An 11,666-nucleotide genomic window follows, 5' to 3' on the forward strand; every position below is an offset into this window, starting at 1 on the left:
GGGTTCCCGTTCATTCGAGGCGGTGCATGCGTTCGCCGAGCAGGCCGCGCGGCCGCAGCAGCAGGATCACCAGCATCAGCAGGTAGAGCGAGGCCTCGGAGGCCGGCGGATAGAAGTACGAGGTGAGCCCGCGGATGACGCCCACCAGCATCGCGGCCAGCACCACGCCCCAGAAGCTGCCGAGCCCGCCGATCACCACCACGACGAAGGCCGCGGTGACGATCTCGTGGCCCATCGCGGGGTGCACGCCGGTGAGCGGCGCCATCAGCGCGCCGGCCAGCCCCGCCAGGCCGATGCCGATGCCGCTGACCGCGGTGAGCACCGGCTTGAGCGAGATGCCGAGCGCACGCACCATGTCCGGATCGTTGATGCCGGCACGCACCACCTTGCCGAACGAGGTGCGGTGCAGCACCCACCAGGTGCAGACCAGCGCACCGAGCGCGACGACGAACATGCCCAGCCGGTAGTTGGGGTACATGAAGTCGCCCACCGACAACTGCCCGCGCGCGAAGGGCGGCGTGCTGAACTGCAGCGGCGAGGCGCCGAAGGTCATGCGCAGCACCTGCTCGATCACCATCGCCAGGCCGAAGGTGAAGAGCAGGCTCAGCACCGGATCGGCCTGGTAGAAGCGGCGCAGGAAGAGCCGCTCCAGCGCCATGCCGAGCGCCGCGACGATGAGCGGCGAAGCGACGAAGGCCGCGCCGTAGCCCATCACCGCGGTGAGCGACACCATGAGGTAGGCGCCGATCGCGTAGAAGGCGCCGTGCGCCAGGTTCACGATGCCGCCCAGGCTGAAGATGATCGACAGGCCGAGCGCGATCAGCAGGTAGTAGAAGCCCAGCAGCAGGCCGTTGGCGACCTGCTCGGCGATGAAGATCAGCGCCATGTCGACGTCAGGCGAAGGTGCAGGTGTTGTCCTGCGGCTGCAGGATCTCGAGGCTCTCGTTCGGGCCCGGCACCGGCGCGCTGGTGGTCATCACGTCCCACTTGCCGGCGTTCTTGTCGGGGTTGGGCGTGACGGTGTACATCTCGAACAGCAGCTGGTGGTCGGCCTTGCGGAACGAGCCTTCGCGGGCGCGCAGCACGTCGAACTTGACGCCGCTTTCCAGGTACGCGATGAGCTTGTTCAGGTCGTCGCTCTTGGTCTCGTTCATCGCGCGGGCGATGATCTTCACGGCCAGGTAGTCGGACACCGCCTGGTTCTCGGGCGGCTTGCCGAAGCGCTTGTTGAAGGCCGCGACGAAGGCCTGCGCCGACGGCGCCTTGACCTGGTGCGTCCAGATGATCGGCCACACGCCGCTGAAGCCCTCGCGGCCCGCGCCCCAGATGCTCACGCAGTTCAGGTCCGCGCCCGCCAGCGGGATCGGCAGGTTGAACTCGTTGTACTGCTTCATGAAGTTGGTGGTCTGGTTGCCGGCCAGGTTGCTCATCACCAGGTCGGGCTTCTGCTGGCGGATCTTCAGGATCAGCGAGCTGAACTCGGTGGTGTCGGTCGGCACCAGGTCGTTGGAGACGAACACCGCGCCGTTGGCTTCCATGAAGGCCTTGGTGCGCGCGAACAGGTCGTGGCCGAAGGCGTAGTCGGCGGTGAAGGCCATCCAGCGCTTGCCCTTGACCATGTTGTCGCGCAGCAGCGCGCGGCCCATGGCGTTGACGTACATCGAGTTGTTGGCCTCGGTGTGGAACATGGTGCGGCTGCAGGTCTTGCCGCGCAGTTCGTCGGAGTTGCAGCCCGTCTGGAAGAAGAGCTTGCCGGCACGCGCCGCCACCTGGGAGATGGCCAGGCCCGAGGCCGAGCTGATCTCGCCGACCAGGGCGAAGACCTTGTCGCGCTCGACCATGCGCTGCGCCTTCGACGAGGCCGTCTGCGGGTTGACGCTGTCCTCGCTCATCAACTTGAAGGGGCGGCCCAGCACGCCGCCAGCGGCGTTGACCTCTTCCACCGCCAGCGTGGCGCCCATCACCGCGTACTCGCCCATCGGGCCCAGGAAGCCGGTGCGCGGCGTGAGGTGGCCGAGCGTGAAGGCCTCGGCCTGCGCACGCACGAGGGCCGGCGCGGCCAGGCCCAGCGCGGCGGCGCCGGTGGCCCCCAGCACGAGGCGGCGGCGGGCGGACGAGGGCAGCAGCGCTGGCGAAGACGGACGCTCGAAATGGCTCACGGGTGTCTCCTGTTGTCGGATCGGCTAGGGGAATGCACTCAATGTATATCTGTGATCACAGATAGCAGCACAGGAGATACCCTATCTACAATCGGCCATGGCCCTCACCGCCCTCGTCACCCCTGTAGCCAAGCGCCAGACGCTGGGCGCCGACGTGCACGCGCAGATGCGCGAGCTGCTGATGTCGGGGCAGCTCATGCCGGGCGAGCAGATATCGCTGCGCAGCACCGCGCAGGCGCTGGGCGTGAGCGTGATGCCGGTGCGCGAGGCCATGTACCAGCTGGTGGCCGAGCAGGCGCTGGAGATCACGCCCAACCGCGCGATCCGCGTGCCGCTGATGAAGGTGAGCCGCTTCCGCGAGATCACGCTGATCCGCATCCACGTGGAAGGCCTGGCGGTGGAGCGCGCCGCGCAGCACGCCAGCGACGCGCTGGTGGCCGAGATGCAGGGCTGGAACGACCGGCTCGAACGCGAGATGTCGCTGAAGAAGCCCGACGCGTCGAAGCTCATCACCTTCAACAAGGAGCTGCACTTCAGCGCCTACCGCGCCGCCGGCATGCCCACGCTGCTGAAGATGATCGAGAGCCTGTGGCTGCGGATCGGCCCGATCCTCAACTACGACCTGCGCGGCCAGTCGCAGCGGGTGGCGCAGCGCATGCCGGTGATCCAGCACGCCCGCATGATCGAAGGCATGGTCCGGCGCGATCCGGCGATGGCGGTGGAGGGGCTGCGCCTGGACATCGAGGGCGCGGCGCAGCACATCGTCACCAGCGGGGTGCTGGTGGAAGCCGACGACGAATGAACGCGCGGGGCGGGCCGCCCCGGCGCCGTCAGACCTTCACCAGGCCGCGGAAGCCGCGTGCCGCGTAGTACGACTGCGCGCCGTTGTGGTACGTGAAGACGTGGCCGTAGCGGCGGTCGCAGAACAGCGCGCCGCCGAGCCGGCGGATGGCCGGCGGGGTCTGCACCCAGCTCGAGGTCTTGGTGTCGAAGGCGCCAAGCTGCTGCAGATCGCGGTACTGCGCCTCCGTCAGGATCTCGACGCCCATCGCGGCCGCCATGTCGACGGCGCAGTCCGCGGGCCGGTTCTCCTTGCGCGATTCGAGCCCCTCCCGGTCGTAGCAGACGCTGCGGCGGCCGGCAGGGCTTTCGGCGGCGCAGTCGACGAAGGTGAACTCGCCCGTCGCCGGGTCGTGGCCGACGACGTCCGGCTCGCCGCCGGTGTGCTCCATCTCCTGCAGCACCCGCAGCTTGCCCGGGTGGGTGGCCAGCCGGGCCTGGACCTTCGCCCACTCGAGGCCTTCATGACGGGCCATGTGCCTGTCGAAGCGGGCCTTCAGGGTATCGAGGAGGTCTGCGTGTGGATCGGCCTTCATGTCGTCTCCCGGGGGCATCTGTGGCGGCCGGCGATTGTCACGTCCGGCGGCGCAGGCACGCCCTGTTCGGGGCCCTGGAGGGCCGGCCATCGCCGCCTATGCTTGAGAAGCCGGCCCGAGGCGCCTGCGCCCACCCCGCCGGCCCGTCCCCGGACCTTGGGCGAAAGGAGTGCATATGCTGGCCAATGCTGCGGTTACCACGATGCTGCCGGTCATCGACATGGCGCGCGCACGGGCGTTCTACGAGGCCCGCCTGGGGCTGGTGCCCGGCGGCTTGCGGCCGGACGGCAAGTTCGTCTACCAGGTGGGCGGCAGCACGCTGGCGCTGTTCCCCAAGCCGGACGGCACCAAGGCCGAACACACGGCGATCAGCTTCCAGGTGCCCGACATCGACGCGGCCATCACGGCGCTGAAGCGGGCGGGCGTCGTGTTCGAGGACTACGACTTCCCCGACTTCAAGACGGTCAACCACGTGTGCGTGCTCGGCGCGGAGAAGGCGGCGTGGTTCAAGGACACGGAAGGCAACTTCCTGTGCCTGCACGAGGACCTGCCGCAGGGCGCCGGGGCCGGCGCCTAGTCAGGGAGGCGGGTCACCGGCGGGCGGCGCAGGCGCAGGGTGGAGGTGGACTGCCAGCCACAGCGCGCCGCCGGAGGTGTGCTTCACAGTGTGGGGCGTGCCGGCCGGCAGGAAGAGGTAGTCGCCGGCCTCCAGCGCCCTCGCCCGCCCGGCGACCTCGAGCACGGCCGAGCCGCGGACGAGCAGCACCCACTCGTCCTGCGCCTGCACGAACTCGGCCGACGAGGCGCCCGCGGCGCTGACGATGCGCTCCACCACCAGTTGCCGGTGCTGGAGCAGGGTATCGAAGCGCTCGCCCGCGGCGGGCGCGTCGGAGGCGGCGTAGAGGTTGCCGTCGGGCATGGGGCTCGGTGAAGATGCGAACTGATGGGCGCGACACTCAAGCCGGTTGAGCGTGCAGGCGCACCCCCAGGGCCCTGGCGACCTTGAGCACCGTGGCGAAGCTGGGATTGCCCCCTTCACTGAGCGCGCGATAGAGACTCTCACGGCTCAGCCCAGCCTCCTTGGCGACCTGGCTCATTCCCTTGGCACGGGCGATATCGCCGAGCGCCCGGGCAATGCCTGAGACGTCATCCGGCGCCTCATCGAGCCATGCATCGAGATAGGCAGCCATCTCTTCTGGCGTGCGCAGGTGTTCAGCAACGTCGTAAGTGGACGTTTTCAGCTTGGAGGGCTTCTTGCGAGCAGGGGCGGCCATGTTTCTACTCTCCATACGTTTGCACAAGTCGAATGGCCCAGGCAATGTCCTTCGCCTGCGTCGATTTGTCACCGCCGGCGAGCAAGAGGATGAGGCGGCTTCCTCGCTGCGTGTAGTAGACGCGATAGCCGGGACCCACATCGACCTTGAGCTCGGAGACGCCGTGCGTCAGGTTCCGGTGCGAGCCAGGATTGCCGTGTATGAGCCTGTCTACACGCATCAGGATGCGAGCCCGACCGGCCGGATCCCTGAGGTTGTCGATCCAGGCGCGGTACTCGTCGGTCTTCTCAACTCGCATGTGCGCATTGTAGCCCGCAGGCTACGATCATGTGAGGCGCGGGGCGGAATCGACGTCGGACATGGAACGTCGATGAAGCGTGCAGGCCGCTCAGGCCGACTTGCCGAGCACGTGCATCTCGTACAGCGCCTCGGTGCGGCCGAGGAACATGGCCTGGCGGAACAGCATCGAGACGAGGAAGGCCACGAACACCACGCCGAAGGTGCCCGGGTACGTCGCCGGACTGAAGAAATGGCGGCCGCTGCTGTACAGGCCGATCGCGCCCAGAACCACCAGGCCGGTGAGCAGGTTCTGGCACAGCGTGACCTCGGCGAGCGCCTTCGTGACGATGCGTCCGGGATCGTGCGAGGCCTTGGCGATGGCCTCCATCTTCTGCGCCACCAGCTGCCACTGCCGGGCCAGGCCGTGGCTGCTTCTGAGGCCGAGCGGGCTGCTCAGCCAGCCGGGGGCGCTGAGGAGCCGGTAGGAGATCGCGTCCCACACCAGGCAGAAGCCCGACAGCACGATGCCGGCCAGGTAGCTCAGCAGGATGAGCAGGACCAGCGACGTGCCGCCGATCTTCTCGACGCTGAAGACCCGCTGCACCTCGGGCGACACCAGCGACAGAGTGATCCAGAACGCGGCGCCGGGGCAGACCCGCGCGATCAGGTCGTAGTAGACCGTGGGCACGATGTCGGCGAGCGACGGCGCCGGCTTGGGCTTGCCGGCGTCGTCCTTGGCAGCCGCTGCTGCGGGTGGGGTCACCATGGCGTTCCTCCTCGGTGTTCGGCGCCTGTGCGGAGAGCTTGTTCAGCAGCTCATTCCGCCTGATGGCAGGCGACGCACAGCTTGTTGCCCTCCGGGTCACGGAAGTACGCGCCGTAGTAGTGGGCGTGGTACTCCGGCCTCAAGCCGGGCGGACCTTCACAGCGTCCGCCGTGCCGGAGCGCCAGCGCATGGACGTGGTCGACCTGCGCCCGCGACGCCGCCAGGAAGGCCACCATCTGGCCATTGCCGGGATGGTGCGGCTGCTGGTCGTGCGGGCGGCCGATCAAGAAGAGCGGCCGCGGATCCGGCGACGACTGCCAGCCGGCCCACGGGCGCCCGGGCTCCTGGAAGCGGAACGCGATGCCCAGCGCATCGAGCACGGGCCTGTAGAAGGCCAGCGCCCGCTCGAAGTCGGTGACGCCCACCATGATGTGCGAAAACACGCGGCTGCTCCCCTGCTGGTTATGGCCGCCGGCAGGCCGTCAGTACGACGTCACCGCGCTCGGCTGCCCCGCCTTGAAATTGAACACCGTCACCGGCGACGACTTCAGGTCGCGCTGCGCATCGAACTCGTAGGTGCCGGCCGCGCCCTTGTAGCTGCCCTTCTGCATCGCCTCCGCCACCTTGGCCGGATCGGTGCTGCCCGCCTGCTGCATGGCGTGGGCGAAGAGGTGCACGCCGTCGTAGAAGGCGGCGGCGTAGGTCAGCGGATCGCGGTTGGCATTGGCGGCGCGGTAGGCCTTGATGAAGGCCTGGCCTTCATTCGCCCGGTTGATCATCGCGCCGCCCTGCGTGCACCAGACGTTCTCGCCCACGGTGTCGCCGCCGGCCAGCTTGGCCGTCTCGGCGGAGCAGATGCCGTCGCCGCCCAGCAGGCTGGCGTTGATGCCCAGCTGCCGCATCTGCCGCGCCATCGGGCCGCCCTGCGCCGAATAGCCGCCGAAGAAGACGGCGTCGGGCTTGGCCGCCTTGATGCCGGTGAGCACGGGCGTGAAGTCGGTGGTCTTGTCGGAGACGTACTCCGTCTTCACCACCTCCATGCCGCTGGCCTTGGCGGCCGCCGCGAACTCCTGCGCCAGGCCCTGGCCGTAGGCGCTGCGGTCGTCGATGACGGCGACGCGCTTGAGCTTCAGCTCCTTGGCGGCGTACTGGGCCATCTTCACGCCCAGGGCGGTGTCGGCCGCGCCGATGCGGAAGAGCCGCTGGTAGCCCTGCTGCGTGATCTTGGGGTTGGACGACACCGTGGCGACGACGATGCCCGCCTGGTCATAGACACGCGAGGCCGGCATCGTCACGCCGGAGTTGTAGGGCCCGACGACGAAGCGCACGCCGCCATCGGCCAACTTCTGCGCGACGGCCACGCCCTGCTTCGGGTCGGCCTGGTCGTCCTCGGCCTTCAGCTCGAAGCGCACCGGCTTGCCGCCGATGCGGGGCTTGCGGGCGTTCAGTTCGTCGACGGCCAGCTTGGCGCCGGCCACGTTGTCTTGCCCGTAGGCGCTCTGCGGGCCCGACAGCGGGCTGCTCAGGCCGATGGGGATGACGGTCTCCTGGGCCTGCGCGGGCGCGCACAGCGCGGCGGCCAAGGCGGCGGCCAGCAGGGCCGGGGTGATCGGGCTGGGGCGGGAAGCATTCATGGATGCGACTCCTTCGGTTTGCAGGATCAACAGCAGGGAGCGGCTGAGGACGGCACCGCCGGCGCAGGCAGCACGCACCGGGCCGCCGGCGCCCAGTGTGTCAGGGTCCAGCAGTGGCGTCAGCCGGGTGCGGCCCCTGGGCCGCCGACGCCCGATGCCTCAAGGCTGCCGCTCCACGGGGTTGGCCCGGGCGGCCTGCTGCCCGAGCTGCTGGGCGATGCCGATGAGGATCCCTTCGGGGCCCCGGATGTAGCACAGCCGGTAGACGTCTTCGTAATTGACGACTTCATCGACCAGCGTCGCGCCGAGCTTGCTGAGCCGGGCGAGGGTGTCGTCGATGTCCTCGACGGTGAACATCACGCGCAGGTATCCCAGCGAGTTCACCGGGGCGGTGCGGTGATCGGACGCGATGGCGGGCGCGTTGAAGCGCGAGAGCTCGACACGGCCGTGGCCGTCGGGCGTGCGCAGCATGGCGATCTCGACGCGCTGGCCGCGCACGCCGGTGACGCGGCCGGCCCATTCGGCTTCGATCGGCATGCGCCCTTCGAGGACCAGGCCGAGCTCGATGAAGAACTGGATGGCGGCATCGATGTCTTCCACCACGATGCCGACGTTGTCCATGCGCTTGACGGTCATGAGGTTTGCTCCGAAGCGACGAGCGGCGGCCGGTGCGGCGAGGGCTCCTGCCCCGCCAGTGATGCGAGGCACTGCACCTGCCAATCGAACTCTGGCTCGAAGGACTCCAGATCGGCGACCGCCGCGTAACCGCCCTGGCCATATACCGTGGCATAGGCGGCGTACTCGGCCGCCGCCAGCGCCTTGCCCGCCAGCGCGTTGGCGACGGCGTAGGTTGCAGACACTGCGGCATGACCGCAGCCGTCGATCGACTTCGAACCCTGGTGGTGATTGGCCAGGCGAGCTGCTTCGGCGGCAAGCTGCTCAAGCTGCGTGCGACTCAGCGATCCGCCCAGATATTGGCCCAGACCCCCGAGGCAATCGGCCACGGCCGGCTCCTCGAGCAGGTGCTGCACGCGGAGCACGCAGGCGTGGCCGAACGCGAGGCGCAGGCGCTCGTTGGACGGCGCGTTCAAGTCGACCTGTTTGGCGAGTTGATCGAGCGATGGATTCATTCCGATCTCCTTGCGCCCCGGCGTCTTTTCAGCACGGGGGCAGTCTGTTCCTCCATGGTGGCCGGCCTCCCGCTGGCTGGTGCATCGCCGCGCTCATTCACGAAGTAATTTGACGGGCACGCCGGCACGGACGGTATTGTGGACTTCAGCCACCGCATCGGTTTCGCGCAGCAACTGGGCCAAGACCTCGGCACTGGCCGAAGACTTGACGGTTGCACGGTAGCGAATATTTGTGGCTGCGAGGCCAATCCCGGGAAACTCGGCGGTTGCCTCGACCTGAGCACCTTCAATCGGTATGCGCAAACGCTCCGCTTCGCGATATAGGTCGTTGCAGTAGCAGGTGGCAAGAGCAAGCATCAGGAACTCGCCACCGTTGATAGCAGAGCCGCGACCGCCAGCCTTCGCCGGTACGGCGAGAGGCTGCGAAGCTGCCCCCGTGCGGACGGTTGCCTCGTGAGCCGAGGATGAGCTCGTGACAGTGGCGGAGATCTCCATGGCGTGCTCCGTCAGATGCGAGTGCGGGGTCTAACGACGTGAGCGGCGGACGTAGGCGCACAAAGTGCGCCGGAGACCGTCCGCTCGATGGAAAGGTTAGGCGTCATTGCCGCTGTGCCCGCGAAGGGGGACTTGCTTCTGCAAGCACCCTTCGAACTGCGGGCAGCGCTCGTGCTTCGATGGGATCAGTGTTGCCGTCACTTTCGACGCGGTACTCCCCTTCATCAAGCGCCCAATACAGCCGATACGCAAGCGACTCTCCATCCTTTGCGATGAGCAAGTCGCTAGGGAAGAGAGCGTTATAGATGCCAGCCATGGTACCCATCGCTTCGTCAAAGCCGATCCCACCAGAAGCAAACCCCTCTCCCACCGAGATAGCCAGTTCGTTCAAGAATTCGCTCGCTGCCCTGCCCCGTGCCCCCGCGTAATCATCAACGACTGACCGTGCGGCTTCAGTCGAAGGTGTTGCTTCTAGGGCTGCGACGAAACGCGTGATGAGGCCAGTGTCCATGACGCCTAACGAATGAAAGGGACATCCCCGTCCCGACAACGCCGCTGCAGGTTTGACCTGAAGCGTCGGCAGGCACCGAGTGCGACGATGGGGTTACGCAATCTCATCGTCGTTTTCATCGGAGGGGATGTCCATGAACATTCTGACCTTGGGTATCGATCTGGCGAAGGACGTGTTTGCCCTGCATGGCGTGGATGAACGCGGCAAGCCCGCGCTGGCGCGCCCGGCTGTGCGTCGGGACCAGCTGTTGGAACTGGTCGTCAAGCCGCCGCCGTGCACCATCGGCATGGAAGCCTGCTCCGGCGCGCACCACTGGGCCCGGCAGTTTTCTCGCTTCGGCCACACCGCGCGGTTGATGGCACCGAAGTTCGTCGCGCCGTACCGCATGAGCGGGCGTCGCGGCAAGAACGGCGCGGCCTATGCCGCGGCGATCTGCGAAGCCGTGCAGCGCCCGGCGATGCGCTTCGTGCCGGTCAAGAGCGAACTGTCCCAGACCCGGCTGGCCATGCATGTCGCGCGCCAGGGCTGGGTGCAGGCCCGCACGGCGTGCATCAACCGGCTGCGCGGCCTGCTCAGCGAATTCGGCATCGTGCTGCCGCTGAAGGCGCAGACAGTGCGGCGCCAAGCCGCCGAGCACCTGGAGCGCTTGCCCGGCTGGATGCGCACCGTCGGCGCCGATCTGCTGGACGAACTGCGCCGGCTCGACGAGCGCATCGACGCCTACGACGGCCATGTTCGACTGATCGCCCAAGCGGAGGATCGGTCGCAGCGGCTGATGCAGGTGCCCGGCATCGGCCCCACCACCGCCAGCGCGCTGCTGGCCCACATCGGCCACGGCCACGACTTTGCCAACGGGCGGCAATTCGCCGCTTGGCTCGGCCTGGTACCCGGGCAATACAGCTCGGGCGGCAAGCCACGGCTGGGACGGATCACCAAAGCCGGCGACAGCTACTTGCGAACCCTGCTGATCCTGGGTGCCCGCGCCGTGCTGGCGGCGGCCAATGACAAGCATGACCGCCCGAGCCGCTGGGCGACACAGTTGGCCGAGCGGCGCGGGTACTGGACGGCCGTGGTCGCCATCGCGGCGAAGCACGCGCGCATGGCCTGGGCGATGCTGGCCAAGGGCGAGGATTTCAAACCGCCTGCAGCGGCGTAAACCACGCGAGCCCCGACGATTCACCCTCCGACCAGCAGGCTGCGCCCCGGACATCGAAATTGCAACCGCGAGATGCCTGCATTGATGGAACAAGGTTGGACCCGCATGGGGAGTGCTCGGTTAATTCAAGGCGGCGTCATCGACAACCGCGGCTAACGATGGGAGCCCTCGCGCGCGTCTTTCATCAGGGCCAGCAGCACAAACCGCTGCAACAAAGGCCGGTTGTAGTTTTGCAGTCCGCATCCTTGTTCTTCTTCTTGCGCTGCTGTCGTGGTGGGCGGAATACCGATCTCAATTCCAAGATGAATCGCGCCGCGATTCATCTTGGCTGGGTATTGCTTGACGAATGGGGATGCCCTTGTAGTTGAATTTCAGCGGGCGCCGCAGGCGATCCGCTGCAAAGACCAGTTAGCCCGGTCACAGGCCACCAAGATAAAACGAGAGAAGGCCATCAGAGCTCTCGATTCCCAGGATGTCCATAAGCTTCTCCAACTCCATGCCCAAATGCTCTCGGGCCTCGGTGTCGTGATCTTCGAGTCGCAGGAGCGTGCTTTGAAACTTCCGCATGACCCACAGCTTGGACGGATGCTCTGCTACCCCGGCAAGCAACTGATCGGTAAGCCCATTGACTAAGTCAGTGAGCCGACCTCTTTCGGCGGTCGTGTCGACTCCGGGCAGGAGATCAAGTTTTGACAACGCACGATATTCAGCGAGCGCGTCTATAACGCTGAGTAGAACGGTCAGAGGTTCGTCGGCGACGTCCGAAATTGGATCGTAGGTCATCGGGCTAACGTGCGAATTCAGCGGACCAGCCAGCATAGCTGGCGCAGGTCCGCTGCAATGTAGGGTTGGGCATCACGATGCCGACTCCCTCGGCCGTTGATGG

18 protein-coding genes are annotated in these 11,666 nt (G+C 67.2%); 3 read left to right on the top strand and 15 right to left on the bottom strand.

Annotated features, from left to right (window positions below; all coding sequences use genetic code 11):
* Window positions 1-10: 10 nt before the first annotated feature.
* Entirely contained in the window at window positions 11-886 is an 876-nt protein-coding gene (locus V4F39_RS15540; protein ID WP_332290510.1) for a branched-chain amino acid ABC transporter permease, read from the bottom strand.
* A gap of 7 nt (window positions 887-893) precedes the next feature.
* Window positions 894-2,159 (bottom strand): ABC transporter substrate-binding protein, encoded by a 1,266-nt coding sequence (locus V4F39_RS15545; RefSeq protein ID WP_332290511.1) that lies wholly within the window; start codon window positions 2,157-2,159, stop codon window positions 894-896.
* Between the two features lie 97 nt (window positions 2,160-2,256).
* Between V4F39_RS15545 and V4F39_RS15550 the strand changes: the two genes are divergently transcribed.
* Window positions 2,257-2,961, top strand: coding sequence for a GntR family transcriptional regulator (locus V4F39_RS15550; protein WP_332290512.1), 705 nt, complete (start codon window positions 2,257-2,259; stop codon window positions 2,959-2,961).
* Window positions 2,962-2,989: 28 nt separating this feature from the next.
* Here V4F39_RS15550 and V4F39_RS15555 read toward each other — a convergent pair whose 3' ends face one another.
* On the bottom strand, window positions 2,990-3,535 hold the full coding sequence (locus V4F39_RS15555) for a DUF4256 domain-containing protein (RefSeq protein ID WP_332290514.1): 546 nt from the start codon (window positions 3,533-3,535) through the stop codon (window positions 2,990-2,992).
* Between the two features lie 175 nt (window positions 3,536-3,710).
* On the opposite strand from V4F39_RS15555, the gene V4F39_RS15560 reads away from it, so the two are divergent.
* Window positions 3,711-4,112 carry a VOC family protein gene (locus V4F39_RS15560; protein ID WP_332290516.1) on the top strand — a complete coding sequence of 134 codons (402 nt, stop codon included), beginning with the start codon at window positions 3,711-3,713 and terminating at the stop codon, window positions 4,110-4,112.
* Here V4F39_RS15560 and V4F39_RS15565 read toward each other — a convergent pair whose 3' ends face one another.
* The 10 genes from V4F39_RS15565 to V4F39_RS15610 form a co-directional block, all read right to left on the bottom strand.
* Complete coding sequence (locus V4F39_RS15565; protein WP_332290517.1) at window positions 4,113-4,454, bottom strand: cupin domain-containing protein; 342 nt, start codon at window positions 4,452-4,454, stop codon at window positions 4,113-4,115.
* A gap of 37 nt (window positions 4,455-4,491) precedes the next feature.
* Window positions 4,492-4,809, bottom strand: coding sequence for an addiction module antidote protein (locus tag V4F39_RS15570; protein WP_332290518.1), 318 nt, complete (start codon window positions 4,807-4,809; stop codon window positions 4,492-4,494).
* A 4-nt stretch (window positions 4,810-4,813) separates the two neighbouring features.
* Window positions 4,814-5,107 (bottom strand): type II toxin-antitoxin system RelE/ParE family toxin, encoded by a 294-nt coding sequence (locus V4F39_RS15575; protein ID WP_332290519.1) that lies wholly within the window; start codon window positions 5,105-5,107, stop codon window positions 4,814-4,816.
* 90 nt (window positions 5,108-5,197) lie between these two features.
* A complete protein-coding gene (locus tag V4F39_RS15580; RefSeq protein ID WP_332290520.1) occupies window positions 5,198-5,854 on the bottom strand; it encodes a hypothetical protein in 657 nt (218 codons plus the stop codon).
* Between the two features lie 50 nt (window positions 5,855-5,904).
* Entirely contained in the window at window positions 5,905-6,297 is a 393-nt protein-coding gene (locus tag V4F39_RS15585) for a VOC family protein (RefSeq protein WP_332290522.1), read from the bottom strand.
* 39 nt (window positions 6,298-6,336) lie between these two features.
* Window positions 6,337-7,488 carry a branched-chain amino acid ABC transporter substrate-binding protein gene (locus tag V4F39_RS15590; RefSeq protein WP_332290523.1) on the bottom strand — a complete coding sequence of 384 codons (1,152 nt, stop codon included), beginning with the start codon at window positions 7,486-7,488 and terminating at the stop codon, window positions 6,337-6,339.
* A 159-nt stretch (window positions 7,489-7,647) separates the two neighbouring features.
* Entirely contained in the window at window positions 7,648-8,124 is a 477-nt protein-coding gene (locus V4F39_RS15595; RefSeq protein ID WP_332290524.1) for a VOC family protein, read from the bottom strand.
* The gene (locus V4F39_RS15600; RefSeq protein ID WP_332290525.1) at window positions 8,121-8,618 is read right to left on the bottom strand and encodes a hypothetical protein; all 498 of its coding nucleotides are present in this window, start codon (window positions 8,616-8,618) and stop codon (window positions 8,121-8,123) included. Before V4F39_RS15600 ends, V4F39_RS15595 begins: the two co-directional genes overlap by 4 nt.
* 93 nt (window positions 8,619-8,711) lie before the next feature.
* On the bottom strand, window positions 8,712-9,113 hold the full coding sequence (locus tag V4F39_RS15605) for an OsmC family protein (RefSeq protein ID WP_332290527.1): 402 nt from the start codon (window positions 9,111-9,113) through the stop codon (window positions 8,712-8,714).
* A 103-nt stretch (window positions 9,114-9,216) separates the two neighbouring features.
* The gene (locus tag V4F39_RS15610) at window positions 9,217-9,624 is read right to left on the bottom strand and encodes a hypothetical protein (protein ID WP_332290529.1); all 408 of its coding nucleotides are present in this window, start codon (window positions 9,622-9,624) and stop codon (window positions 9,217-9,219) included.
* A gap of 133 nt (window positions 9,625-9,757) precedes the next feature.
* Between V4F39_RS15610 and V4F39_RS15615 the strand changes: the two genes are divergently transcribed.
* Window positions 9,758-10,780 (top strand): IS110 family RNA-guided transposase, encoded by a 1,023-nt coding sequence (locus V4F39_RS15615; RefSeq protein ID WP_332290531.1) that lies wholly within the window; start codon window positions 9,758-9,760, stop codon window positions 10,778-10,780.
* Window positions 10,781-10,932: 152 nt separating this feature from the next.
* Here the strand turns inward: V4F39_RS15615 and V4F39_RS15620 are convergent, their stop codons facing one another.
* A complete protein-coding gene (locus tag V4F39_RS15620; protein ID WP_332290533.1) occupies window positions 10,933-11,103 on the bottom strand; it encodes a hypothetical protein in 171 nt (56 codons plus the stop codon).
* A 94-nt stretch (window positions 11,104-11,197) separates the two neighbouring features.
* Entirely contained in the window at window positions 11,198-11,563 is a 366-nt protein-coding gene (locus V4F39_RS15625; RefSeq protein WP_332290535.1) for a DUF4844 domain-containing protein, read from the bottom strand.
* Between the last annotated feature and the right edge of the window lie 103 nt (window positions 11,564-11,666).

Source organism: Aquincola agrisoli, assembly GCF_036621135.1.
GTDB lineage: Bacteria > Pseudomonadota > Gammaproteobacteria > Burkholderiales > Burkholderiaceae_C > Aquincola > Aquincola agrisoli.